This window comes from Micromonospora sp. WMMD987 (assembly GCF_029581435.1).
GTDB classification, from domain to species: domain Bacteria; phylum Actinomycetota; class Actinomycetes; order Mycobacteriales; family Micromonosporaceae; genus Micromonospora; species Micromonospora rifamycinica.
The window spans coordinates 1,493,168-1,517,875 of sequence record NZ_CP120861.1 but is presented as its reverse complement, the minus strand read 5'-3'; the positions used below and the strand labels follow the sequence as shown (position 1 = coordinate 1,517,875).

Here is a 24,708-nt window from a genome sequence, read left to right as displayed (position 1 = left end):
GCTGTCGCGCGGCGGTTCGCGGTGGCCGGGAATTCACCGCGCCGACCTCCCGCCGGTCGGGATCCGGCCGATAACATCGTCGGGCATGGATATGAAGAGCAGTGCCCGCCCGCGACCCGGGCGGCTGGTCGCCGCGCTCGCCGCCGCCGTCACCCTGGCGGTCCCGGCGGTGGTGGCCACGACCTCGGCGTCCGCGGCGGCCACGTCGACCGTGGCGCAGGCCCTCGCCACCCAGGACGGCCGGACCGCCACGGTCACCGGCTACGTGATCGGCCAGCCGACCGCCACCAGCACGGTGCTCACCTCCGGCTACACCGCCGACACCGCCATCGCCCTGGCCGACACGGCCACCGAGACCGGCACCGGCCGGATGCTCTACGTCCAGCTCACCACCGACTACCGCAGCGCCTTCGGGCTGTTGTCCAACCCGTCACTGCGCGGCCGGCAGGTCACCGCCACCGGGACGCTGACCGCGTACTTCAGCCACGGCGGGCTGAAGAGCCCGACCGGGATGAGCCTGGGTGGTGGCACCCCGCCGCCCACCGCGACCGCCTCCCCCACCCCCGCGCCCACCGGCTCCACCGGGCCGTACGACTCGACGTACTACGCGAACGCGATGGGCAAGACCGGCAGCGCGCTGCGCGCGTCCCTGCACACCATCATCAGGACCCAGACGAAGCTCAGCTACGACCAGGCGTGGGAGGCGTTGAAGGACACCGACCAGGACCCGGCGAACGCCAACAACGTGATCCTGCTCTACAGCGGACGCTCGCAGAGCAAGAGCAGCAACGGCGGCGGGGCCAACGACTGGAACCGGGAACACGTCTGGGCCAAGTCGCACGGTGACTTCGGCACCTCGACCGGGCCGGGCACCGACGTGCACCACCTGCGCCCGGAGGACGTGACGGTCAACTCCACCCGCGGCAACAAGGACTTCGACACCGGTGGCAGCGCGGTCGCCGAGGCGCCGGGCAGCTACACCGACGCCGACTCGTTCGAACCGCGCAACGCGGTCAAGGGCGACGTCGCCCGCATGATCATGTATATGGCGATCCGGTACGAGGGCGACGACGGCTGGCCGAACCTGGAGATGAACAACTCCGTCAGCAACGGCAGCGCACCCTACCTGGGCCGGCTGCCGGTGCTGCTCCAGTGGCACCGGCAGGACCCGCCGGACGCCTTCGAGCAGCGGCGCAACCAGCGCATCTACGAGCGCTGGCAGGGCAACCGCAACCCGTTCGTCGACCACCCGGAGTGGGCCACCGCGATCTGGGGCTGAACGGGTCGGTTGTCACAGATCACCCCGGTCGGGCGGTGAGGACACCGCCCGACCGGGTACACCCCCGACATGGCCAACACCGTTCCCGACATCAGCCTCAACGACGGCAACACCATCCCACAGCTCGGCTTCGGGGTGTTCCAGATCGAGCCGAAGGACACCGCCGAGGCGGTGCGCCGGGCGCTGGAGATCGGCTACCGGCACATCGACACCGCCGAGATGTACGGCAACGAGGCCGAGGTGGGCGAGGGCATCCGCGCCTCCGGCCTGGACCGCAGCGAGGTCTTCGTGACCAGCAAGCTCAACAACGGCTTCCACCGCCCCGGGGAGGCCCGCCGGGCGTTCGAGTCGACGCTGGCCGCGCTGAAGACCGACTACGTCGACCTGTTCCTGATCCACTGGCCGCTGCCGACCCGGTACGACGGCGACTTCGTCTCCACCTGGAAGACGCTGGAGGAGTTCCAGCGCGACGGCCGGGCGCGCTCAGTCGGGGTGTCGAACTTCCAGGTGCCGCACCTGGAGCGGCTGGCCGCCGAGGCGGACCTGGTGCCGGCGGTCAACCAGATCGAGGTGCACCCCTACTTCACCAACGAGCAGGTGCGCGCGTACGGCAAGGCGCACGAGATCCCCACCGAGGCGTGGTCCCCGATCGCCCAGGGCCGGGTGCTCGACGACCCGACGATCGTCGACATCGCCGAGCAGGTCGGGCGCACCCCCGCCCAGGTGGTGCTGCGCTGGCACGTGCAGCGCGGCGACATCGTCTTCCCCAAGTCGACCACCCCGAAGCGGATCGAGGAGAACTTCCGGATCTTCGACTTCACCCTGGACGACACGGCGATGGAACGGATCAGCGGGCTGGACAGGGGCGAGCCGGGCCGGACCGGGCCGAACCCGGACGAGTTCGACTACATTCCCGACTGAGCGACCGCCGCCGCCCGGACGCGGCGCGACCGCGGAGCGGAACCCGGGCCGGGGTTCCGCTCCGTCGCGTCCGTCCACGGGTGGCGCTCCCCACCGGGACGGCGGGTGGTGGTCGGACACTGTCGAGCTGACGACATCGGCGAATCAGCGGCACCATCTCCAGCATTGATGCACGCATATCGATATCCGTACCATCCGGGGTATGCGTGCCCGTCGTGTCACCGCCACCGTCGCCGTCGCCGCGCTCGTGAGCCTGGTCGCGGTCGGCGTCGCCCACGCCGACGACACCCCGGCGTTGACCACCCCCGGCGCCCCGGTCGTCGTCGCCAACGAGCCGCACCGGCTCAGCCTGACCTGGACCCCGTCGACCTGGAAGGGCGAGCCCGGCGGCCCGATCACCTACGACGTGCGCTCGCCGATCGGGCCGAACGCCTACCGGGGCCTGGGCAGCACGCAGACCAACGCCATCACCCTGACCGACCTGGCCCCCGGCACCGACTACCGGATCGCGCTCCAGGCGTACGCCCTCGGCGGCTACTCCGACACCTCGGCGGTCACCAGTGTGCGCACCGCGTACGGGCGGGCGAAGGTCGACTACCTCAACCTCGACTGGGCGCCCACCGACAACCAGGCCCAGTTCCGGATCAACGTCACCAACACCGGCACCGCGCCGCTGGATCTGACCACCGTGCGGGTCCGCTACCACCTGCGTTTCGAGAACGGCAACGCCTCGCTGACCAGCGAGTGCGACTGGGCGACGCTGGGCTGCGCCACCATCCGGCGTACCCTCCAGTACTTTCCGCCGCCCGCGCCGCCGCCCGGTCCCAGCCCCACCCCGACCCCGACCGTCTTCCCGGTGCCCGGGACGCCCTTCCCCGGCTGGGTGGAGCTGACCTTCACCACCGGCGTCCTCGCCCCCGGGGCGTCCTCCGGGCCGATCCAGCTCCGGCTGCACCGGCCGAACTGGACGACGATCGACGAACGCGACGACCCGAGCTGGCAGGCGGCCACCGGCGGGTGGACCCCCAACAGCCGGATCACCCTCGACGTCGACGGGGTCCGCGAGTACGGCGACAACTGGGGCTGACCGACCTCACGCGCAGCCCGGGGATCACCACCGTCGGTACGCCGGCCGGCCGAGCCGATCGAACGCGTTCCGGGGGCAGGTGACCAACCCCGTCGTCCGCACACCCGTCCGGACGGATCACCGCGTACACCCGGTTCATCAGGCGACCTGGTGATGGCAGGAACACCGGCGGAGTGGCAGCAGTGTTCCCGCTGCGGCGTATGACGGACCGTCATATTCATGCCCGACGGGCATACCCGCGTCAGGCATCCTTGTCGCCCGGCGACGTCGGTCCCGTCGTCGCCGTGGGTGACGATCGCGGGCGGTACCGGCGGTACCGGCGGTGCCGGACCGGCTGGCCGTGCCGGGCGGCGGGAGCCAGGTCAGCCGGCGGGACGTGCGCCGCCGCACCCGAGATCCAGGTCAGGCCGACGCCCGGTGGTCCTCCAGGAACGTCATGGTGGTCTGGTTGGCGGCCCAGCCGTCGGGGAACTTCACCGGCACGTCCAGGTGCACGGACTCCGTGGACGGGTGGGCGTCCAGCAGCTCACCGATGCCGGCGCGGGCCACCACGACGCAGGCGTGCCGGTGCCGGGAGGTCAGCACGCACAGCCGCCCCGACTCCAGGTGGAAGTTCGTCGCGTCCCGCCGGCCGGAGAGCGGGTGCAGCACGATCGTCACGTCGTACTCGCGGCCCTGGAGCCGGTTGGCGGTGTCCACCGTGATGCCCGCCCCCGCCACGCCGAGCTGGGCGCGGATCGCGGCGACCTGGTCGCGGTGCGCTGCGCCGACGGCGATCCGGTCGGCGGTGACCGGCGTGCCGCCCGGCGCGTGCTCGCCGATCGCGACCGCGCCCCGGGCCAGCACCCGCAGGGCGAGCGCGGCGCACGCCGAGGCGGCCTCCGCGTCGGTACGCAGGGTGTGCCGGGCCGGCAGCTCGTGCAACGCCCAGCCGGTGCCGGCGGCCAGCTCGACCGCCGCGTCGAGCGCGTCGCCCGGCCCCGGCCTGGTCAGCGTCAACACCCGGTCGGCCGGGCCGGTGCCGGCGCGGAAGCCGGTGAACGGGTAGAACGCCGCCGCCACCACCGGGGCCGCCGACGCCGGCAGCCGCCAGGACACCGGCAGCCGGTGCACCGGCAACTCCGGGTTGTGCCGCAGCAGCACCGCCACCGCCGCCTGCATCGGATCCCAGCTCAGGCCCGTCCAGCGCAGCGTCTCGACGGTGGAGAACGGGTCGAGCTGCCCGGGATCACCCACGAACAGCGCCCGCTCGAACCGCCCGGCCACCCGCAGCAGGGCATCCGAGCGCATCTGGTACGCCTCGTCGACGATCGCCCACGGCCACCGGCCCTCGGTGACCGTGGCCCACTTGGCCGCCGTACCGATGGTGACGGCCGGGTCGCCCAGGTCGGCGACCTTCGAGGCGACCCGGACCGTGTCGTGGCCCCGGACCCGCTCCGACGGCCGGTAGTCGGTCGCCGACAGCCGGCCGATGGGCAGCTCCGGGTCCTTGGTGGCGAGCCGGTCGATCAGGTCGTCGACCTGCTCGTTGGTCTGCGCCACGATCATCAGCGGCTCACCGGCGGCGGCCAGCTCGACGGCGGCCCGCACCACCAGGGTCGACTTCCCGGCCCCGGGCGGGGAGTCGACCACGACGCCCCGGTGGTCGCCGGAGCGCAGGTCGGCCAGCACGGCCGCGACGACCCGTTCCGCCTCGACGGCCGGCGGCACCTCAAGCCCGAGCATCGACCTCTCCTCCCCAGCGCTCCCGGCACACTACCGGCCTGCGCCGACAGGACGTCGTCGACACCGTGGGGGCGACCGGCAAGGGGATCGCCCTCCGGTTCAGGCACGCCCACCCCGCCTACCGGGCCGCCTGTGCGACCAACGACGGACGGATGCCGGTGCCCCTCCGGCAGGCGTACCGGCCCTGAGGGGCTGACGGTGACCGCGCCGCGCTCCCCGCCGATACAGTGCACGTGACGACCTGACCCGACGTGGAGGCGGCGTGACGACGACCGTGCGGTGGCGGGGCGGGTCGCTCCGCATGACCCTCCGCGACGTCATGGCACCTCGGTGAGCGGGTACCGACGCCTGCTGCCGGTGGCGGAGAAGGCGGTGGCACACGCCGCCGGGATGATGCGGCACCGCTCCCCCGGCACCCTCACCGCCAAGGGCGAGCGCGACTTCGCCTCCCAGCTCGACTACGCCATCGAGCGGGAGGTCCGCGCCTTCCTCCGGGACGCCACGCCCGAGATCGGCTTCCTCGGCGAGGAGGACGGGGTCCGGGGCACCGGTGACATGCAGTGGGTGCTCGATCCGATCGACGGGACGGCCAACTTCGTCCGCGGCCTCCCGCTGTGCGCGGTGTCGCTGGGACTGTTGCACGACGACGAGGCCGTCCTGGGCGTCATCGAGGCGCCCTTCCTGGGCAACCGGTACGCCGCCACCCGGGGCGACGGCGCGACGGTCGACGGGAGACCCATCCGGGCCAGCGGCACCACCCGGCTGAGCGACGCGATCGTGGCGATCGGCGACTATGCCGTCGGGGCGGACGCCGCCGCCCGGAACCGGCCCCGACTCGCCCTGACCGCGCGGCTGGCCGAAGCGGTGCAGCGGGTCCGCATGGTCGGCTCGGCCGCGTTGGACCTGGCCTGGCTGGCCGAGGGCCGGATCGACGCGACGCTCACCCTGTGCAACTATCCCTGGGACATGACGGCCGGCACGGCCATCGCGCGGGAGGCGGGCGCCGTCGTCCTCGACCACGACGGCAGCGCCCACCACCCCGGCTCGTCCGTCACCCTCGGCATCACCCCCGGCCTTACCGAGCAGGTGCTGGCACTGGTCGGCGAGGCGCTGCGCGAGGGCTGACGGCACCCCGGCAGGGATCAGCCGTGTTGCGCCCGTTGGAAGAGCGGGCGGGTGATCGCCGTGCTGAACTGCGGCCCCACCAGGTAACGCTTCCCCGGGATGTAGCCGTGGGAGTTGTCGCCGACGACGGTACCGAGCCCGGTGTGCCGGTCGAAGTCCACGAAACGCGGGCCGCCGCTGGAGCCGCCGCCCATCACGCACGCGGTGCCCCACTGGCCGGGCGGCTCCGGCCAGTCCTCCGTCGCCTGCTGCTCCACCGCCCGGCCGGCGCAGTAGGCGAGACGCTCACCGGTGTACTCCAGCAGGCCCTCGCGGGCCTCGTCCGAGCTGGCCCGGGGGTAGCCGAACTGGTGCACCACCTGAGCGCCGGGCACGTCGTAGCCGATCCGCTGGGCAGCGCCGACGGCATCCTGCACCCGGCGTCCGTCGTCGTTCGGGTGGAGCACCACGAACGCCTGGTCGTACGAGTCGTAGAGGCTCTCGATCTGGTCGTTGAGCAGCCACGTCGGCGGGGCCACCGACAGCCGGCCGACGAACCTGCCGTACGGTGCCCGGCCGTCGGTGTAGCCGGGGACGAACAGCACGTTGGCCGACCACTGGTTGTCCTCACCGATCAGGTCGGTGTTGTTGACGCAGTGCGCGGCGGTCACCACGGTGCTGCGGTTGGCGCTGTCCAGCACGGTCGCCGTGCAGCTGGCGTCCTCCCCGTGGTCGGTGAAGAAGAGCCTGCCGACGGTACGCGACACGGCGTTCGCCCGGGTCCACGGTGCGCCGTCCGGCTTCGCCACCGGCGGCACCTGCGCCGACGGGGTCTTGAGCGCCGCGATCCGCTGTGGCGTCCAGTACGCCAGCACCGCCTGCCGCTCGGCGGCGGTGCCGGCCACGACGTGGGTGGCGACCGTGCCGGGCGCGGCGGTCACGGGTTGCTGGGCGACCCCGGCCAGGGTCGCCGTCACCAGCGCGGTGACCGCGCCCGCGACGCCGACACGACGACGCCGACCGAAAATTGGCTTCGATGTCATGACGGGGAACGTAGGACCGGAATGTCAGGAAGCCGTTTGCGGAGAACCCCCTTCCGCTCCAGGGTCTGAAGCCGGATGCGGTGCGGAAGGTGGATGCGGTCGGCGGGCACTCCGGCGGCGAGCAGCCGCAGCCGCGAGCCCGCCAGCATCGGCGGCGGTCCGCAGACGTAGACATCCTGGTCGGGGCGCAGGTGGTCGAGGGCGACCGTGAGCGCGTCACCCCGCTCCGCCGGGTCCGCCTGCGGGTCGTGGGAGAAGGCGGGCACGATGGTCAGCCAGTCGTGGGCGCACTGGAGCCTGTCGAGGGCGATGGCGTCGTACAGCTCGACGAAGGTGCGGGCGCCGACCACCAGCGTGACCCGGCGGCCGTCGGGGGCGGCGGCGACCTGCTCGACCAGGGCGCGCAGCGGGGCCAGCCCGGTGCCGCCGGCCACCAGCAACAGGTCGCCGTCGCGCAGGCGCAGGCCGGTGTCGCGGGGCGGGCCGAGGCGCAGCAGCTCGCCGGGGCGTACCTCGTGGACGAGACTGCCCGAGACGGTGCCGGCGGCCACGGCGCGGACGTGCAGCTCGACGGTGCCGTCGGGGCGGGGTGCGTTGGCCGGGGAGTACCAACGCCAGCGGCCGGGGTGGCGCGGGGTCTCGACGGGAACGGCCTGGCCGGGGCGGTGCGGCAGCCGCGACCAGGGACGCAGGGTCAGGATGGCGACGCCGGGGCACGGTCGGTCGTGGCCGATCACCCTGGCCGGCACGGCGGCACCGGCCCCCACCTCGGCGGCGCTCATCGGGCCACCGCCCGGCGCACCTGGGCGATCAGTCCGTCGGGCAGGTCCGCCGCCCAGCACACCCCGACCAGGTAGTCACCGATGCGCCGATGCTGCTCCTCGGACAGGCCGAGCCCACCCCAGGCGTCCGCCGACTCCCCGGCGAGCGCGGCGGCCACGCTCGCCGTCAGGTGCGCGGCCAGCCGGACCCGATCCACCCCCACGAGGTACGGCGACAGCTCCGCGTCCGCCGTCACCAGCCGCAACCAGCGGCGGACGATCTCCTCCGGCGTCATGCCTGCCCACCGCCCTCGGGCGTGGTCCGCGCACGATCGGACAGCCGACCCGGGTACGACGTGTGCGCGGCCCCCTCCTCGTCGGTGGCCCGTGTGGGGAGATCCGTTGCGGCGGCGTTCATGGTGTCTGCGGCCCCTGTACGTCGGCGGGAAGGTGACGGGCACCGGGGCGGGCGGGGACGAGGTCGCGTCGTTCGGGTCGACACGCCCCGGAGCCCGGCACCCGCCCCGGGCCATGCGGTCGACCATCGCCGCTGACCAGGGGCTCTGCTATGCCATAATGATCGGGAGCATCATGCGCGCTCCGCATCCAGCCGACTACTCAGCCAGCCGATACGACGATTTCCTGCGTCCCGGCGACGAGATGGTGCCCGACCGCTGGGCGACCGTGGTCGACTGCCTTCGGCACGCGAGGAACCCGGCGGGCTGAGGAGCGTGAGCATCCTCGATGTGCGCGCTGCGTATACCGATCCCGCACGGAGCGGATTGAATGGATACGCTCGACTTCGGGTTCAGCCGCCCGCGATTGGCGAGGTTGCCGGTGACATCTGCGAACTGCCCACGCTGTGGCGGACGGCTCGCCCGCGACAACGGCAGCGGACGCTGCGCACCCTGCCAGGCCGCCGAGCGCGACCGGCTCAGCGCGCAACCCGAGGTGCCGGCTTCCTTCTGGGAGCACGCGCCGGTACGACAGGCGCCAGCTGAACGGCACCTCGGGCAGGTGATCAGGGCGTACCGGTGCCACCCCTACCACGGTCGGCACCCGTTGTCGCAGACCGTGGTGGCGGGGTGGATGGGAACCACCCAGGCGCAGTTGAGCCGGGTGGAGAACGGCCCGCCGCTCGTGCATCTGGACCGGCTGGCGCACTGGGCGGAGCTGTTCGGAATCCCCGGGACCTACCTGTGGTTCACCCCACCAGGCCGTAGCCACATGACGGGTGCTGTCGTGGCACGCGAGCCACAATCCCCGGGACCGGACGAGAGCCGGCGAGCGCTGTTGGCTGCCATCGCCGCCGTAGCTGCGGGAGCCGGTCTGATCGGCAGCACGGGCCTCGTCCAGCCCCGACGCATCGGCGCTGCGGATGTCGCACGCCTGAACGCTGTCCTGGCCCTCTACCGATCCGTGGACCGCGAGAGCGGAGGCGGCCTGCTGTACCGAGAGGTGGCCCGCTTCGCCGAGTCGGTGTACCGCATGCTCGACTGGACGCACCCGGCCGGGCTGGCCCCGCGCCTGGTGGCAGCGGTCGCGGCAGCGCGCCAGTTGGCCGGCTGGACAGCCTTCGATGCGGGCAGACACGACGACGCCCAACGACACTTCGTCGCCGGTGAACGGGCCGCGCTCGCCGCCGGTGACGCACCACTGGCGGCGATGATCCGCTATGCGCAGGCCAAGCAACTTCAACACCTGCGACACAACCGGGACGCCCTGGCGACGCTTCAGCTCGCACACGCCCAGCTCGGAGCGCAGGCCACCCCGGCGGTCAAAGCCCTCCTCTGGGGCGCGGAAGCCGCCTCGGCCGCAGCCCTCGGCGACCACCGGACCGCAGTGTCGACCCTGGGCGACGCGAGCGATCAGTTCGACCACATCAGCCAGGAGCGCGAGCCGGACTGCATGGGGTTCTACGACCGGGGGGAACTGCTCGCCCAGTACGGCCGCGTCTACCGGGACAGGGCGCGGCAGGACAGCAGACATGCGCCCGAGGCGGTGCGCTGGGTCGAGGCCGCTATCGCCTCCTTCGGCACTGCCAACGTGCGGAGCACGGTGCTGAACGAGGTCGGCCTGTGCAGTGCGCTCTTCCTCGCCGACGAGCCGGAGCGAGCCCTCGTCGTGGGTGCCCGGGTGATGGAACAGGCGCGCGGGATCAGTTCCCGACGGGTGCTCGATCGGGTCGTCAACCTACGCCGCGATCTGGTACGTCACCGGGAACTCCCGGAGGTGGCCGCGTTCGAGCACGCCCTCACCGCCCGTGCTCTGGCAGTTGTATGAGCCGGCGGTTCTCCGAACAGGCGATGACGGAGGCGATGCGAGAAGTCGCGGCCAGCCTGGGCGTCTCCTCGGAGGACGCGCAGTTGCTGCGGTTGACCAACAACGCCGTCTTCGCCCTGCCGAGGCCCGGCATCGTCATCCGGATCGCACGTACCCACCAACTCCGTGACCGGGTGGCCAAGGTGGTCCGACTCGCGCGCTGGTTCGCCGACATCGACGCGCCGACCATCCGCCTGGCGCCGGGTGTCGAGCAGCCGGTCGAGGTCGGCACCCTGGCCGCATCCGTCTGGGAATACCTCCCGGTCGAACCGCCCACACCGACGGTGGAGGACCTCGGTCGCGTCCTGCGGGAGTTCCACTCTCTCGGGCTGCCGCCGTTCCCGCTCCCCGCCTGGGATCCGGTAGGTGATGCGCGCAGACGACTGGCCGACGCCGACGGCCTCAACAGGACTGACCGCGACTTCCTGGTGCGGTGGTGCGACCGCCTGGAGCCGCAGCTCACTGCACTGAACCAGCGTGCGGAGCAGGGACTCATCCACGGGGACGCCCATCTCAGCAACCTGCTCAAAGAGCCATCGGGCCGGACGGTGATGTGCGACTTCGACGCCACCTGCGTTGGCCCATGGCGGGTTGATCTGGCAGCGGTCGCGGTGGGTGAGCACCGGTTCCGACGCACGGGAGCACACGAGGCGTTAGCCGCTGCCTACGGGCACGACGTGACCTCTGATCCCGGGTGGCCTCTGCTGCGGGAGGCGCGCGAGTTGAAGATGATCGTCGCGGCCGTGCCTCTTCTTGCCGCGTCCGAACAGGTTGCCGCTGAGTTCGACCGACGACTCCGGTCTGTCCGCGAGGACGATCACAGGCCACGCTGGACACCGTTCGCCGGACTGACCACGCGGACTGGGAAGACGATTGAGTCATGAAGAGTTGGTCACGGCGACGGCCAGCGGCGATTTGGTGAAACCATCTAACGAATCCCCCCCTGCACCGTCAGGCACTTGAGATCAAGCATGCAAATTCAGGCTGCAACAGGAATCCAATGACTTGAATCCGACGCTATGCAGGTCGTCAGGAATCATGAGCGGGATCACCTTCAAATTCGACGGAGTAAGCCTCCAGGTAAAAGGTCGCCACTGCCACCGCCGCCGAAACAACGAGACGCGCGGTGGGAACGTCAAGCTGAGGGCGATGGGCACCACCATGCCCAGTTCCAAAACCAGAGTTGCGCAACTCGGCAGTCAAACTGACAATATTGGCAAGCGCACCAAAGAGCTTCCTCCGCTGGTCAGCCCCCGGACCACCGTCGCGGTGCCCGCCGGCATTGAACCCGAGCTTACTGCTCGCCGCATGCAGCAGCTGAGGGATGTCCAACTTTGTCTCCGAACCATTCCCACGCAAATCCAAGATTGCCTTAAAGACGGTCTCCAAAAGTTCCTTTGATGAACCAATGGCTTGCGCTGGATCATCTCGTAGTCCACGACGTATTCGGGCAGCATGCTCATCGACGTCCTGGATCTTGAGGAAATCCCCTACGGCCTGAAGTTCGTCGAGTGTGACAGCATCCTCGCCGCCATAGAGCGCAGCATAGAGCTCTCGATCATTATCCTGAAGCCACTCAGGAAGGCTCAAATAGTCCTCAACGATCCTCAAGTTCGGGAGCCTGCTCTCATCCAGCATACGCGAGCTCGAAATGGAGTAGGCATTCTTGACTGGCCGACCTAATAGCACCGGGACAGCCTGGCTAACGCAAGAAAAATAGTCATCGTCTCCCCAACTGAGGCTCCGCAGAAGTCGAGGATGACCCTGAACGTAGTCGAGAGAACCGGTAAGAAGCGCAATCTCCATCCACCCGCTACGGTCAAGGACCGCCTCGGCGGCCCTAACGATGGCATGAACTACCTGACCCTCCGTCACATCGCGTCGCATCTCGCCCGCCCTCTTCGCGCTTCCCAGGAAGACTGTTCCCCTTTGACCTAGCCGCGTGAACACCACTTTACGGATAAGAAGGCAGGGTGGTCGACCGCCGATCGTTGAACCCGGCCCCCTATAGGTCTTGGGCGCAGGCGCAATACTCTCGGCGCAACTGCCCATCGTACGGACACGCTAACCTTCACCCTCATGACCGGGTCCGAGAGGGATATCTACGAGCATCTGATCACCCACCAGCTCGCCACCCATCTCCACCACCTCGACCCGGCCCAGGTCCAGCACCATCCCCTGGACCCCGCCGACTCCCACCACCCCCTCACCCGCCACCTCGCCGCCCTGATCAGCCGTGCCCTGCAAGCCGTCCCCAACGGCGAGGACAAGCTCCGCCACCAGGTCGAGCTGACCAACCGGATCGCCGAGGCCATCGCCACCCTCAGCCCCGCCGCGACCGACCGGCACGACCAGATTGCCGACGCCCGCAACCTCCTGCACGCCATCGCCGCCCCACCCACACCCCCGGCCCAGCCGACCTTCCCGCAGCGCCCCACCACCCCGCTCTCCACCGGCGCGCTACTGGTCAACGGCAGGCACCAGCCGCGCATCGGCCACGAGGTCAACCACGAGATAGCCTCGGCGCAGCACGTCGACCTGCTCTGCGCGTTCATCAAGTGGCACGGCCTGCGCATCATCGAGCCCGCCCTCCGCGAGCTGATCGGGCGCGGCGGCACACTGCGGGTCATCACCACCACCTACCTGGGCGCGACCGACCAACGTGCCCTCGACCGGCTCGCCGAGTTGGGGGCCGACATCAAGGTCTCCTACGAGACGCGTACCACCCGGCTACACGCCAAGGCATGGCTGTTCCGCCGGGGCAACGGCCTGACCACCGCGTACGTCGAGTCGAGCAACCTGTCGAAGACGGCGCTGGTCGACGGGGTGGAGTGGAACGTCCGGATCTCGAACGTCGAGCAGCCGCACGTCATCGACACGTTCACCGCCACCTTCGAGGACTACTGGAACGATCCGGCGTTCGAGGCATACCACCCCGGGCGGGACGCCGCCAGGCTGCGCCAGGCATTGCGCGGGGAACGCTCCGGCGACGAACCGACACCCATCGCCAACCTGGACGTGCGGCCGTACCCGTACCAGGCGGAGATCCTGGCCGATCTGGACGCCGAGCGGCAGGTGCACGGCCGGCACCGCAACCTGGTGGTGATGGCGACCGGCACCGGCAAGACGGTCGTCGCCGCCCTGGACTACCGGCGGCTGCACCGAAACAAGACCGTCGACTCGCTGCTCTTCGTCGCCCACCAGGAGCAGATCCTGCGGCAGAGCCTGTCGACGTTCCGGCAGGTCATGGGGGACGGCAGTTTCGGCGAGACGCTGGTGGGCGGGCAGGTGCCGACGCACTGGACGCACGTCTTCGCCTCCATCCAGTCGCTGCAAAGGCGGGAGATCGACCCGCAGGCGTACGACATGGTGATCGTCGACGAGTTCCACCACGCGGAAGCGCCGACGTACGCCCGGTTGTTGGAGCGGCTCGCACCGCGCGTACTGCTGGGGCTCACCGCGACGCCCGACCGGGCCGACGGCGGCGACGTGCGGCGGTGGTTCGACGGCCGCGCGGCCGTGGAACTGCACCTGTGGGACGCGTTGGAGCGGCAACTGCTCGCGCCGTTCCAGTACTTCGGGGTCCACGACGACACGGACCTGTCGCACCTGCGCTGGCGGCGCGGCCAGGGGTACGACCTGGCCGACCTCGACCGTGTATACACCGGTGACGACGCGCGGGCGCGGATCATCCTGAAGGCCGTCCGGGACACCGTGGACACCGGCCGGATGCGGGCGATCGGGTTCTGCGTGGGCATCGGGCACGCCGAGTTCATGGCCGACCGGTTCACCCGGCACGGCGTACCGTCGGCGGCGGTGACCTCGCGGGCGGACCGCGCGGAACGCGACCGGCTGCTGCGGGAGTTCCGGGCCGGGACGCTGCGGGTGCTGTTCACCGTCGACCTGTTCAACGAGGGGGTCGACCTGCCGATGGTCGACACGATCCTGATGTTGCGGCCCACCGAGAGTGCCACCATCTTCCTCCAGCAGCTCGGCCGTGGGCTGCGCCTCGACGACGACAAGCCGTGCCTGACCGTGCTCGACTTCATCGGTGGGCAGCACGCCAACTTCCGGTTCGACCTGCGCTGGCGGGCGCTGACCGGGGTCAGCCGCCGGGCCGTCGGCGCCGCCGTCGAGCAGGACTTCCCGTCGCTGCCCAGCGGCTGCCACGTGCAGCTCGACCGGGTCGCCAAGGAGATCGTGCTCAACAACCTGCGCACCGCGCTGCCCACCTCGAAGCGGGGACTGGTGGCCGAGCTGCGGCAGCTCGGTAACGTCAGCCTCGCCGAGTTCCTGCGGGAGACCGGCCTGGAGGTCGAGGACGTCTACCGGTCGGCCTCGATCGGCGGGTGGACGGGGCTGCGGTGGCTCGCCGGCCTGGACACCTCGACCCCCGGCCCGGCCGACCGGGAGTTGGGCCGGGCGATCGGCCGGATGCTGCACCTGGACGACGCAGACCGGCTCGACCTGCTGGCCCGGGTCGCCGCCGGTGCACCGCCTCCGGACGGGCGGCTGTGGGACATGCTGCACTTCGACCTGTGGGGGCCGCAGGTGCCGCTGACCGCCCGGGAGGAACGGCTCAACCGGCTGTGGGCGGAGCCGGCCCGCTGCGCCGAGTTGCGCCAGCTCACCGAGGTGCTGCGGGACCGTATCCACCGCATCACCGCGCCGGTCGGCGTGCTGCGGGTGCACGCCCGGTACAGCCGCAACGAGGCGTGCGCGGCGTTCGGCATGGCCAACCCCGGGTCGCTACGGGAAGGGGTGAAGTGGCTGGAGGCCGAGCAGGCGGACCTCTTCTTCGTCACCCTGGTCAAGTCGGCGCAGCACTACTCCCCCACCACCATGTACGCCGACCGGGCCATCACCGAACGGCTGTTCCAGTGGGAGTCGCAGAGCACCACCTCGGAGGCCTCGGCGACCGGGCAGCGGTACGTCCACCACGCGGAACGGGGTTCGACGGTGCACCTGTTCGTGCGGGAGACCCGGGTGCCGGACCGGGACCTGGGCGCACCGGCCTACCTGTACGCCGGGCCGATGACCTACCGGCGGCACAGCGGCGAACGGCCGATGCGGATCGTCTGGGAGCTGGCGACCCCGCTACCCGCCGACCTGTACGCGGCGGCCCGCACCATCGCCGCCTGAGGGAGCGACACGTCAAGCTAGTCAGACAGGCACAGTGAAAGTGGCGGACGTCCCGGGGTGCGACCCGCGAGCCGGGCAGCGCCACCACGGTCGCGGTGCAACAATCCCCGGATCGACCAAGAGCGATCAGGCGGGGGCCTCCGTGAGCTTCGATTTCCTCATGACAGACCATCCCGCCTGGCAGACAGAAGGTGCCGGCAGGGTACGCGTACTGGCCCTTGACGCCAGGTCTGTGTGGATCGTCCGGGTCCAGGGTCAACAGGTCACCACGACCCGGATACGCGGCGAACGCCCCCCTCCTCCCTTGGACGTTTTCTCGGCCCCGAAGGTGCCCCGCCCGCAGTCGGAGCCAGTCCACGCTCCCCTGGCCGAGATGGGATCGGTAGCGCGCCTACGCAGCCCCGATCTCTGGGAGGCACTTGCGACAGCGATCATCCGACAGGTGATCCGGGCGAGCCAGGCGCGCCAGTTGTACCGGGAGTTCTGTCGCCGCTTCGGAGACGTGATCGCACGATCCGATGAGACGGACCTCCACGCTTTCCCATCACCCGAGCGTGTGATAGCTCTGAGCGATGAAGACTTCACCATCAGTGGCATGTCGTTCAAACGCAGGCCGCTCCGGCACGCCGCCACGGCATTCCTCGCCCATGGCGGGTCCTGGATCGAACTCTCGCCCTCGGTGCTGGTTAAGGAACTCCAGACCGTTTCCGGTATCGGTCCGTGGAGCGCCGGAGCCGCCGTCGCCGACTGGAGTAACGACTGGGGTCTCTACCCCTACGCCGACCTGGCGGTCCGGACCTGGGCACGACATGCGAACCCGGATCACCATTGGGCCATCGACGAGCCGACCTTCGGCCGGCAGTGGCGGCGAGTGACCGGTGACCACCTGGCCACGTACACCCTTCTTACCCTCGCCTACGGCACCCAGCAGGCTGGAGCTGTCTGACTCTGCCATTCTCGGCGTCGCGCCTGGCGCACCGATCGACCTTCTCCTGGTCAATGCCCCGCTGCGGGACTATGCCCTCCGCCCCCGGGTCAACGACTTCACTCTGCCCGTACTGGGGATGGGATACCTCGCCACCTATGCCACCGCCCAGGGCTTCACGGTGGGCGTTCTCGACGGTGAATCCTTGGGCCTCGGCATCACTCAGATCCAAACCATGGTCAACGAGGCGGCACCCCGCTGGGTGGGCTTCAATCTGCTGGCACCGACCTACCAGCTGAGCGCCCGTATCGCGGCAGGACTGGACCCGGCGATCCAGCTGATGGTGGGCGGCCACAAGCAAAGGCGATGCCGCAGGCCGTGATTGAGGACCCCCGGTTCAGCCGGCTGGAGGCGCTGGTCGTCGGCGAGGGCGAGACCCGGGTGGCGGCGCTCCTCGAAGATCGCCGTAATCGAGTGAGGCTGCCCGGGGTGATGTGGCGGGATCCCCTACTACGGACGCCGGTCACGGGCGGCATGCCCGGTATGGCGTGGCACCTGGCTCCGGACATCGACGCCCTGCCGTTCGTCGACCGTCGCTTCTTCGCCGCCGACCCGTACCGGCCGGCCGGTGGTCCGCTTGAGGCAGCCATGGTGGGCGCGCGCGGTTGCCCGTACGACTGTTCGTTCTGCGGGGCGGCCGTCAGCGCCAACCCGGACGTCACCATCCGCACCCGCGAGCCGGCCAACATCATCGCCGAGATGGATGAACTGCACGCCCGCTACGGCGTGACGGCGTTCCGATTCGTGGACGACCTCTTCCTGGGCCACGAGCGCTTCATCCGCCGATGTATGGCAGCGTTCTCCGAGGCAGGCATCGGCGACCGGTACGTCTGGGATGCCACCGGGCGCATCAACGTCCTCGCCCGAACCAGCGACGCCCTGCTCGAGACGCTCGCCAGCAACGGCTGTCGTGAAGTGGCGCTGGGCATCGAATCTGGCAGCGAGCGCCTACTCGACCACATTGGCAAGCGGATCAGACCGGAACTCACCCGGGCGGTCGTACAGCGACTGACCCGGCTGGGCATCAGCGTCAAGGGCTACTTCATCCTCGGCCTTCCCACCGAGACATCTGCCGAGCTGGAAGCGACGGTCCGCCACGTCTACGAACTGTGGGACCTCACCGAACACATGCCGGGCAGCTTCCGGGCCAGCGTCTTCGAGTTTCGTCCCTATCCAGGCACCCCCGAGTGGCAGCGGCTGATAGCAACCGGCAGGTACGACCCGGCCGATCTCCTCGGCTATGCCGCTGTTGACCTCACCGACGACGGACTCGACGAGGCGATGCGTACTCGCGACGAATTCAACTTCTCGGTGAATCTTCAGTTCGGGGAGGTCGAGTTGCCCCAGGTACGACGCCGGCTGGTCGAGTTGGCGCGCGCCCAGCATGAGCGGTCGTCCACCCGATGAGCGGTCGGTTCATCGTCGTTGACGGCCCGAGCGGCGTCGGCAAGACGACCACTGTCGCACTGCTCGCCAACCTGGTGACTGCGGACGGATGGGAGGTCCACCGCACCAAGGAACCGAGCCACACCACGCTGGGCGAGACGGCACGACACGGCACGGACGAATATCGCGGTCTGACGCTCGCCTGCCTGGTGGCTGCTGACCGCTACCACCACCTGGAGACCGAGATCCGTCCGGCGCTCGCGGCCGGGAAGGTGGTCATCTGCGATCGGTATCTCGCTACCTCGTTGGTGCTGCAACGCCTCGACGGTGTGGACGGCGCGTTCATCTGGGCACTCAATCAGCACATTGATCGGCCCCATCTCACCGTCATCCTCTCCGGCGATCCGGTCCGTTCCCGCGCCAGAGCCGCCGCACGCGGCATTCACAGCCGCTTCCACCGAGGCGGTCCGGAGGCAGGGCGCCAGGAGCGGGAACGCTACGAGCAGGTAGCAGGAGAACTGGCAGGCGCAGGCTTCCCTGTCCACCGGCACGAGATCGGCGAGCAGACGCCCGGGGAGGTGGCAGCCGCACTGCTGCCACGGGTCAGGTCACTGCTCACGATGCCGGGTACTCAGCCACCGACCGGCACTGCCGCGCGCATCAGCGAGTCATAGGTTTCGGTGCTGCGTACCAACTCCACGCCGAGTGTACGGGCGAACCGGTCCAGTTCCTGCTGGACCTCGACCGCCGACCGGTCGTCCTCCACCAGCACCTCAATCTCGAAGAACGCCCCCAGGCCGTCAACCTCGTCGATGCAGAGCAGCATGTCGTCGATCCGGGCCGTACGCCTGGACTTCACGATGCGCGTGGTCGGATAGAAGCCCATCGCCAGGATCGCCGCATGCATCGACTCCCGTTCCACGACTTCCGTTTCGTGCTCCGCGCAGGCGAGTTCGTTTTCTAGAGGTTTCTTCACACAGAAGGTGTGCCGGCCGTTTTCGGTACGCAGACGAGCAAACGCCGCGCCCGCCTTGCTCTGTCCATAGGTCCAGCCGTTGACCGCATATGCCTGGTCATCCTGACGAACCGGCTCGGAGAACACGGCACCCCGGGTGGTCAGGGTCCGAGCCAGCTCCGACGGTTCGGCCACCCGGTACTTGACCTCGATCTCGCGCAGCAGGGTCGACATCGCCTCTCCAGAAATCCGGTTGATCACGTACTCGATCACTCAACCACGACCGCGGCCCGGGGACAGGCCGACACCCAGCGGCAGAACCGAGCAATTCCGGCAGCTACCCAAATGTGGAGGGTTCCGGAGTCCGGATATTTTCGATGCCCAACTCCTCGATCCGTTGCCACAGCGGCATCAGCGCCGCCTCCGGATCCCGGCTGAACACGCTGCCCCGGATGCGGACGAACACGCAGTTGCCGACCCGTTCCAGCACCGCCTGCCGGCGCATGTCGCTCTCCCACTGCTCCGGCCCGTGGTAGGCGTCCCCGTCGCACTCGATCGCCAGCCGCCGCCCGTCCGGCGCGGGCAGCACGAAGTCGATCCGGTACGAGCCGATCCGGAACTGCGGCAACGGCCGGAACCCCCGGCGCAGCATCCGGCGCAGCACCTCGCGTTCGAAGTCGCTGTCGCACCGCTTCTCCAGGTCGTCGTACGCCTCCTCGGCGGTGTTGACGTTCTGGCAGTAGCGCAGCAGCAGGCCCCGGGCGTCGTCGGGACGCAGGTCGTCGGGTTGCACGGAGTGGAACACCCAGAGCTGGTCGCGGGCACGGGAGGCGGCGACGTTGACCCGGCGGTGGTGGTCGCGCTTGGTGAAGGCGGCGACCGGCCCGTTGAGCGGGGAGACGACGGTGGACACCAGCACCACGTCGCGTTCGTCGCCCTGGAAGGTGTAGGAGTCGCCGACGCGCAGCCGGCGGCGTTCCATCTCCTCCGCGCCGATCTCCTCGCGCAGCCGGGACAGCAGATAGATTGCCTGCCCGCTGGTGCTGAGCAGGCTGACCACGCCGACGCTGCGGCCCGCGTACGCCGGGTCGGCGACGATCGCGGCGACCCGGGCGACCAGCGCCTCGGCCTCGGCGACGTTGACGTTGCCGTACGTGGGCAGGTCCTGGCGGACGCCCTCGGGCACGTGCACGGCGACCACCGGGTCGCCGATGCCGGCGGGCCGGTCGGTGCGCAGCGGTTCGATCTCGCCGCCGTAGTAGGTGTCGCTGGAGAACCCGATGATCGCCGGTACGGACCGGAAGTGCTCGGTCAGCAGGATCCGCTCCGGTGAGCGGCGGACCGCGTGGTCGTAGAGGCTGCTCTCCGGGTCGAAGTGCTCCGCCGACGGAACGTCGACCAGGTGCGAGTTGATCAGGCCGGTGACGCTGCCGACGAAGGAGAGCTGCGGCCCGATCTGCTGGTCGTCGCCGACCACGACGGCCCGTTCGGCGAGGCTGAGGATCGGCAGCGCGAACAGGTCCGCCTGCGACGCCTCGTCCACGATGACCACGTCGAACCGTGCCCCACCGGCGAACTGCTCGATCGCCCGGTCGACGGACATCACCCAGACCGGCACCGCGTCCACGGCGGCGGCCATCGCCCGCTGGGCGTGGGCCTGCCACTGGGCGGCATTCCGCCCGGTCCCCTTGCCGATCTTGCGGAGGGCGGTGGTCCAGTCGGCGAGGGCGGCCCGCCGCCGGTCGTCCAGCGCCAGCGACACCTCCAACCAGGCCGACGCGACCACCAGTTCCCGGGTGAGCTGCCGGATCCGTTCCCGGGTGCGGTCGACGCGCCGGCCCAGGGCGACCGGGTCGACGCTGCCGACCACCTGGTCGAACCAGGTCTGCGCACGTCGCCACCGCCACCGGTCGAGGCAGTCCGCGCCGGTGCCGTGCAGGGCCGCGGCGGTGCCGGCTTCGAGCTGGGCGGTCCAGTCCGGGGCGACAGGTCGCAGCCGGTCGGTGAGCTGGCCGAAGCGGTGCGCCTCGGGGCGCAGCGCGGCGAGCCGGCGTACCTCGTCGAGGAGGGCGTCCCAGCCGTCGAGGTCACCCTGGAACGCCTGGTCGAGCAGCCGCCACAGGTCGCTGGCGGCCGGGCCGGACATGCCGCGCTGGAGCAGCGCGTCGAGCCGGTGTTCCTCGGCCACCAGCTCGTCGTGGGCGAACACCGCCGTCCCCCGGCCGAGCAGGGCGATCAGCGCGGTCAGCCGGCGTACGTCGGTGGTGTGCTCGGCGCGCGGCAGCAACCGGCGGACGGTGCGCAGCAGGGTCGGCCAGCGCCGCCGGTCCCAGTCCAGCGCGGTGGCGGCGGCGGTGAGCAGCTGGCCGGTCCAGTACTCCGGCTCGTCGCCGACCTCGGCGGGCAGGCCGAGCGTCGCCTGCCACTCCGCCCAGCGGGTGGCCAGCGCCTGCCGCAGCCGACGCCGGGTGACGTACGCGACGACGATGTCAACGTCCTCGGCGCTGCGCAGCATCTCGCCGTCGATCCGGCAGTCGGTGGCGATCCGGGCCAGGGTGCCCTGGAAGAGCTTGCTGACGCCCTTACCGGCGGCGAAGCGTTGCCGCAGCTCGTCGAGGAGCGCCAGCAGCCGGCGCGGTTCGGTCAGGTGGGCCTCGGCGACGGCGACCTCGTGCCCGGCGATGACCCGGGCGGCGGTGGCCAGGTCGGCGAGCGCCTGCTCGCTGGCGGCGACGTGGTCCTCCCAGCGGATCCGCCAGTTGGCGTCGGCCTGCACCAGGGTGCCGAGCCGGTCGGTCCACGCCCCCTCCCGCCCGGTGAGCTGGGTGAGGGCCTCCCGTAGCTGGCCGCCGAGCTCCTCCAGGGCGGGCTGCCCGACGGCGCGGACCTCGGCGACCAGCATCCCGGCGTCGGCGAGGCGGTCCAGCTCGCGCCGCGTCTCGGCCAGCTCGCGCCGGTCGGCCCGGACCGCCTCGGCGGTGGGCAGCTCGGCCACCGTCGGCAGGTGCCGCAACGCCTGGGCACGGTCCCGCCGCCCGGTACGCCGGGCGATGTCGAGCAGTTCGCTGAACTCCTCGCCGGTCAGCGGGGCGTCGAGGTCGGGGGCGAGCGGGTCGGGGATGTCGCCGTACCGGTCGGCCCGCTCACGCAGCCAGGCCCCGACGTCGCCGGGGGACAGCCGGATGCCGTCGATCTCGTACCGGGCGGACTCGTGTTCGGCCAACGCCCGCAGCCCGGCCAGGGCTAGCCCGAGGTCCCGCTCGGCCTCCTCCAGTTGCCGGCGCAGCCGGTCGACCTTCTGCTGCTCGACGCGGCGGTCCAGGGTGGCGCCCCGGTCGGAGAGTTCCCGGGCGGCGAGCTGGAGCTGCACGAGCTGGTCGGCGGAGCGGCCGAGCACCGCCAGGCAGAGCGGCTGGATCTCGGCGGGCAGGCCGTCGCGCAGCACCCGCAGCGGGTCCTCCTTCTGCGCGACGACCAGCACCCGCTTGCCGTGCGCCATCAGGTGGCAGATGAGGTTGCGGATGGTGTGCGTCTTGCCGGTCCCGGGCGGCCCCTGCACGGCGACGTTGCGGTGCTGGGCCAACCGGCGGGCGATGGACTCCTGCGCCTCGTTGGTGGGCAGCGGCATGAGCAGCCGCTCACCCAGCGGCTGCCAGCGCTGCGGCTCGTCCTGCGGCATCTCCAGCCGGCTCGGCTCGTGGGCGAGGACGGCGGCCAGCGCGCCGATGCCGGTGGTGTCGCCGGCCAGCAGCCGGGACCGCAGCTCCTCCAGGAACCGGCGCAGCATCCGTTGCCGGGGCCGGACGAACAGCACCCCGGTGTCGTGCACGTACGGGCCGGCGGGGGCGGGGGCGTCGGCGTCGCGCAGCACCGGGTCGTGGCCGAGCCGGCGCAGCGCCCGCGCGAGGAAGTCCCGCCGGTCCTCCGCCGCCCAGACGTCCAGGTCGAGCTGCCCGCCCGCCCCGGACAGGTCGAGCAGCTGCCGCAGGTAACGCTCGTCGAGGCCGGTCAGCGGGTCGGTCTGCAACCGGGCCGGCCCCTGCGGCACGACCCGCACGACCGACCGGTCGGGGTCGAACTCGACGGCGACCGGGGTCACCACCAGCGGGTACCGCACCCGGTGCCCGTCGACCTCGGTGCTGACGACGCCGTGACCCCAGACGAGTTCGTGGCTGGCGGCGGTCATGTCGATCCGGTGCATGAGGTCGAACAGGGCACGGTGCAGCTGGCGTACCCGGTCGGTGCGGGCGGCCTGCTCGGCCCAGGGCCGCCAGTCCTGCTCCCGCCACCGGTCGAAGCGGGGGCGTAGCCGGGCGACCGTCTCCTCGTCACCGGTCAGCTCCGGCTCGGCCGGGTAGGGCGGGGCGTCCGCCAGGTGCGCAACGAACTCGACCGGGGTCTTGAGCCGCCGGGGGGCCGCCGGGAGGCCGACCCGCAACCAGCTGACCCCGTCGGCCGAGACGCCCACCTGGCAGTCGGGGTGTTCGGGCAGGTCGTGCTGCCAGAACACGTCCGTCGTGGGCACCGTCCGGGCCGGCTTCTCCAGCTGGGCGCGGACCGCCATCAGGTAGTCGACCAGCGCGGTGGTGCGCGCCAGGATCAGCGCGGGCGTTTCAGTGTCGGACGTGGCGCGGGAGAGCATGCGGCACCTTTGCTGGCTGTGGCGGTCCCCGGCACCCTACCGGCGAATTCCTCCCGGACGGGACCTCCGGTCGGCATTCTTCACCCCGGCTCGGCCGCCGCCCGCGCCAGGTTGGCCGGCACGTCCCTGGCGTGGTAGATCCGTTCACTCGGCTCGATCCCGGCGAGGAACATCGCGTACACGGCCGCCATCCGCAGCCAGGCCACCGGCCGCAGCAGCGCCACCGCCCGCTCCGGTCGGCAGCCGGGCACGTCGGAGCGCCAGCGTGCGCACCAGTCGGCGAGCACGGCGGCGGCGGGCCCGGCGGGCAGCTGCTCGGTCAGCCGGAGGACGTCGAACGCCGGGTGCCCGACGAACGAGTCACCCCAGTCGATGACGGTCCGCCGCCGCCCGTCGGCGCGGACGTTGCCGGGGTGCAGGTCGCCGTGCACGAGGGTGTCCGGCAGCCCGCACCGGGACACCTCGGCGAGCCGCGTCTCGACGGCGGCGAGCTGCCGGTCGGCGGCGGGGTGCGGGGCGAGCATGGTGCGGAGCCACCGGGCCAAAGCGACACCGCGCAGGTCCGGCACCCCGGCGGCAGCCAGCCGGTCGACAATGGGCACGGCGCGTAGCTGGAGGGCATGGTGGACGGCGGCGATCGCGGTACGTTCGGCGGCGTCGGCGCCGTAGCGGTCCTCCCCCGGCACATGGTCGAGCAGCATCCGGCCCTCGTCGTCGGCGGCGAGCAGCGTCGGCGTGTCCGGGTCGTCGGCCAGCAGCCGCAGCACCGCCGCCTCGTGCCGGAAGAAGGACGGCACCTGCTTGAGCCAGGTGGTGCCGTGCGGCCCGTCGAGCCGCCAGATCGCCGACAGGTTCCAGGTGCGCTGCTGGGCCGCCTCGGCCGCCGGCCGACCCAGCCGGTCGAGCTGCCCGGCGGCCCAGGCCAGGCTCGCCGCCGGCCCGCCCGGCTGCGCGTAGGGCGCCCGCAACGGATGCGCCGCCGGCTCCACCGCCTCCGCCGGCAGCAGCGGTACGCCCACCGGCCCGACAGCCTCGGCCAGGTAGCCGACGTGACCCCCGGGCGGTCCACCCCGCTGCCCGGGGAGCAGCCGCAACACGGCCACCTCGGTGCCGTAGGCCACGCGGGCGCCGGCGACGACCTCGACCGTGTCCTGCCACCAGGGCACCGGCACGGTGAAGTCGGGCAGCGCGCCCAGCGTCCGGCCGGTGGCGTCGACCAGGACGAGGCTCACGGTGCGGGACATGCCCGGACGGTAACCACCGCCCGCCCGCCGGGCGAGCCGATTACCACCGCGGCAGGCGAGCGTACTAGCGCACCGGAGCGAACCAGCCGTACCCACCGCTACGACAACCCTC

General features: G+C 71.1%; 19 protein-coding genes. 11 read left to right on the top strand and 8 right to left on the bottom strand.

The genetic code is table 11. The annotated features are described in order from the left end of the window. Positions 1 to 85 precede the first annotated feature (85 nt). From O7612_RS06685 to O7612_RS06675, 3 genes are all read left to right on the top strand, one after another. Entirely contained in the window at positions 86 to 1,279 is a 1,194-nt protein-coding gene (locus tag O7612_RS06685) for an endonuclease (RefSeq protein ID WP_282271392.1), read from the top strand. A 69-nt stretch (positions 1,280 to 1,348) separates the two neighbouring features. Then, positions 1,349 to 2,200 (top strand): aldo/keto reductase, encoded by an 852-nt coding sequence (locus O7612_RS06680; protein WP_282271391.1) that lies wholly within the window; start codon positions 1,349 to 1,351, stop codon positions 2,198 to 2,200. 202 nt (positions 2,201 to 2,402) lie between these two features. Further along, positions 2,403 to 3,287, top strand: coding sequence for a cellulose binding domain-containing protein (locus tag O7612_RS06675; RefSeq protein ID WP_282271390.1), 885 nt, complete (start codon positions 2,403 to 2,405; stop codon positions 3,285 to 3,287). Between the two features lie 402 nt (positions 3,288 to 3,689). Here O7612_RS06675 and O7612_RS06670 read toward each other — a convergent pair whose 3' ends face one another. Next, entirely contained in the window at positions 3,690 to 5,012 is a 1,323-nt protein-coding gene (locus O7612_RS06670) for an AAA family ATPase (RefSeq protein WP_282271389.1), read from the bottom strand. 330 nt (positions 5,013 to 5,342) lie between these two features. Here O7612_RS06670 and O7612_RS06665 point away from each other — a divergent pair, with 330 nt between their 5' ends. Further along, on the top strand, positions 5,343 to 6,137 hold the full coding sequence (locus O7612_RS06665; RefSeq protein WP_282271388.1) for an inositol monophosphatase family protein: 795 nt from the start codon (positions 5,343 to 5,345) through the stop codon (positions 6,135 to 6,137). 17 nt (positions 6,138 to 6,154) lie between these two features. On the opposite strand, the gene O7612_RS06660 is transcribed toward O7612_RS06665, so the two are convergent. Genes O7612_RS06660 through O7612_RS06650 form a run of 3 tightly spaced genes read right to left on the bottom strand, consistent with a single transcriptional unit; the run spans position 6,155 to position 8,216 of the window. Beyond that, the gene (locus O7612_RS06660) at positions 6,155 to 7,159 is read right to left on the bottom strand and encodes a hypothetical protein (RefSeq protein WP_282271386.1); all 1,005 of its coding nucleotides are present in this window, start codon (positions 7,157 to 7,159) and stop codon (positions 6,155 to 6,157) included. Continuing rightward, positions 7,156 to 7,941 (bottom strand): FAD-binding oxidoreductase, encoded by a 786-nt coding sequence (locus O7612_RS06655; protein WP_282271384.1) that lies wholly within the window; start codon positions 7,939 to 7,941, stop codon positions 7,156 to 7,158. Before O7612_RS06655 ends, O7612_RS06660 begins: the two co-directional genes overlap by 4 nt. Then, the gene (locus O7612_RS06650) at positions 7,938 to 8,216 is read right to left on the bottom strand and encodes a hypothetical protein (RefSeq protein WP_282271383.1); all 279 of its coding nucleotides are present in this window, start codon (positions 8,214 to 8,216) and stop codon (positions 7,938 to 7,940) included. Before O7612_RS06650 ends, O7612_RS06655 begins: the two co-directional genes overlap by 4 nt. A gap of 490 nt (positions 8,217 to 8,706) precedes the next feature. Here O7612_RS06650 and O7612_RS06645 point away from each other — a divergent pair, with 490 nt between their 5' ends. Further along, positions 8,707 to 10,203: an XRE family transcriptional regulator gene (locus O7612_RS06645; RefSeq protein WP_282271381.1), complete on the top strand. Its 1,497-nt coding sequence runs from the start codon at positions 8,707 to 8,709 to the stop codon at positions 10,201 to 10,203. Then, a complete protein-coding gene (locus tag O7612_RS06640) occupies positions 10,200 to 11,126 on the top strand; it encodes an aminoglycoside phosphotransferase family protein (RefSeq protein ID WP_282271379.1) in 927 nt (308 codons plus the stop codon). Before O7612_RS06645 ends, O7612_RS06640 begins: the two co-directional genes overlap by 4 nt. Positions 11,127 to 11,271: 145 nt before the next feature. Here the strand turns inward: O7612_RS06640 and O7612_RS06635 are convergent, their stop codons facing one another. After that, complete coding sequence (locus O7612_RS06635; RefSeq protein ID WP_282271377.1) at positions 11,272 to 11,853, bottom strand: abortive infection family protein; 582 nt, start codon at positions 11,851 to 11,853, stop codon at positions 11,272 to 11,274. 468 nt (positions 11,854 to 12,321) lie between these two features. On the opposite strand from O7612_RS06635, the gene O7612_RS06630 reads away from it, so the two are divergent. From O7612_RS06630 to tmk, 5 genes are all read left to right on the top strand, one after another. After that, positions 12,322 to 15,384: a DUF3427 domain-containing protein gene (locus O7612_RS06630; RefSeq protein ID WP_282271375.1), complete on the top strand. Its 3,063-nt coding sequence runs from the start codon at positions 12,322 to 12,324 to the stop codon at positions 15,382 to 15,384. A 442-nt stretch (positions 15,385 to 15,826) separates the two neighbouring features. Next, complete coding sequence (locus O7612_RS06625) at positions 15,827 to 16,330, top strand: hypothetical protein (protein WP_282271374.1); 504 nt, start codon at positions 15,827 to 15,829, stop codon at positions 16,328 to 16,330. 118 nt (positions 16,331 to 16,448) lie between these two features. Then, complete coding sequence (locus O7612_RS06620) at positions 16,449 to 16,691, top strand: hypothetical protein (RefSeq protein ID WP_282271372.1); 243 nt, start codon at positions 16,449 to 16,451, stop codon at positions 16,689 to 16,691. Then, entirely contained in the window at positions 16,676 to 17,776 is a 1,101-nt protein-coding gene (locus tag O7612_RS06615) for a radical SAM protein (RefSeq protein WP_282271370.1), read from the top strand. The genes O7612_RS06620 and O7612_RS06615 overlap by 16 nt, the downstream gene beginning before the upstream one ends. Further along, complete coding sequence (gene tmk / locus O7612_RS06610; RefSeq protein WP_282271368.1) at positions 17,773 to 18,429, top strand: dTMP kinase; 657 nt, start codon at positions 17,773 to 17,775, stop codon at positions 18,427 to 18,429. Before O7612_RS06615 ends, tmk begins: the two co-directional genes overlap by 4 nt. Here the strand turns inward: tmk and O7612_RS06605 are convergent. From O7612_RS06605 to O7612_RS06595, 3 genes are all read right to left on the bottom strand, one after another. Next, entirely contained in the window at positions 18,387 to 18,983 is a 597-nt protein-coding gene (locus O7612_RS06605; RefSeq protein ID WP_282271366.1) for a CYTH domain-containing protein, read from the bottom strand. The two genes, tmk and O7612_RS06605, sit on opposite strands and share 43 nt — an antisense overlap. Before the next feature lie 64 nt (positions 18,984 to 19,047). Then, positions 19,048 to 23,352, bottom strand: coding sequence for an AAA domain-containing protein (locus tag O7612_RS06600; RefSeq protein ID WP_282271364.1), 4,305 nt, complete (start codon positions 23,350 to 23,352; stop codon positions 19,048 to 19,050). A gap of 80 nt (positions 23,353 to 23,432) precedes the next feature. Next, the gene (locus O7612_RS06595; RefSeq protein ID WP_282271363.1) at positions 23,433 to 24,596 is read right to left on the bottom strand and encodes a phosphotransferase; all 1,164 of its coding nucleotides are present in this window, start codon (positions 24,594 to 24,596) and stop codon (positions 23,433 to 23,435) included. Positions 24,597 to 24,708: the final 112 nt, after the last annotated feature.

What these genes read in the sequence shown, in the direction of transcription:
- O7612_RS06685 (WP_282271392.1), top strand. Translation starts at nt 86, where the DNA reads ATGGATATGAAGAGCAGTGCCCGCCCGCGACCCGGGCGGCTGGTCGCC.
- O7612_RS06680 (WP_282271391.1), top strand. Translation starts at nt 1,349, where the DNA reads ATGGCCAACACCGTTCCCGACATCAGCCTCAACGACGGCAACACCATC.
- O7612_RS06675 (WP_282271390.1), top strand. Translation starts at nt 2,403, where the DNA reads ATGCGTGCCCGTCGTGTCACCGCCACCGTCGCCGTCGCCGCGCTCGTG.
- O7612_RS06670 (WP_282271389.1), bottom strand. Translation starts at nt 5,012, where the DNA reads ATGCTCGGGCTTGAGGTGCCGCCGGCCGTCGAGGCGGAACGGGTCGTC.
- O7612_RS06660 (WP_282271386.1), bottom strand. Translation starts at nt 7,159, where the DNA reads ATGACATCGAAGCCAATTTTCGGTCGGCGTCGTCGTGTCGGCGTCGCG.
- O7612_RS06655 (WP_282271384.1), bottom strand. Translation starts at nt 7,941, where the DNA reads ATGAGCGCCGCCGAGGTGGGGGCCGGTGCCGCCGTGCCGGCCAGGGTG.
- O7612_RS06650 (WP_282271383.1), bottom strand. Translation starts at nt 8,216, where the DNA reads ATGACGCCGGAGGAGATCGTCCGCCGCTGGTTGCGGCTGGTGACGGCG.
- O7612_RS06645 (WP_282271381.1), top strand. Translation starts at nt 8,707, where the DNA reads ATGGATACGCTCGACTTCGGGTTCAGCCGCCCGCGATTGGCGAGGTTG.
- O7612_RS06640 (WP_282271379.1), top strand. Translation starts at nt 10,200, where the DNA reads ATGAGCCGGCGGTTCTCCGAACAGGCGATGACGGAGGCGATGCGAGAA.
- O7612_RS06630 (WP_282271375.1), top strand. Translation starts at nt 12,322, where the DNA reads ATGACCGGGTCCGAGAGGGATATCTACGAGCATCTGATCACCCACCAG.
- O7612_RS06620 (WP_282271372.1), top strand. Translation starts at nt 16,449, where the DNA reads ATGGGATACCTCGCCACCTATGCCACCGCCCAGGGCTTCACGGTGGGC.
- O7612_RS06615 (WP_282271370.1), top strand. Translation starts at nt 16,676, where the DNA reads ATGCCGCAGGCCGTGATTGAGGACCCCCGGTTCAGCCGGCTGGAGGCG.
- tmk (WP_282271368.1), top strand. Translation starts at nt 17,773, where the DNA reads ATGAGCGGTCGGTTCATCGTCGTTGACGGCCCGAGCGGCGTCGGCAAG.
- O7612_RS06600 (WP_282271364.1), bottom strand. Translation starts at nt 23,352, where the DNA reads ATGCTCTCCCGCGCCACGTCCGACACTGAAACGCCCGCGCTGATCCTG.
- O7612_RS06595 (WP_282271363.1), bottom strand. Translation starts at nt 24,596, where the DNA reads ATGTCCCGCACCGTGAGCCTCGTCCTGGTCGACGCCACCGGCCGGACG.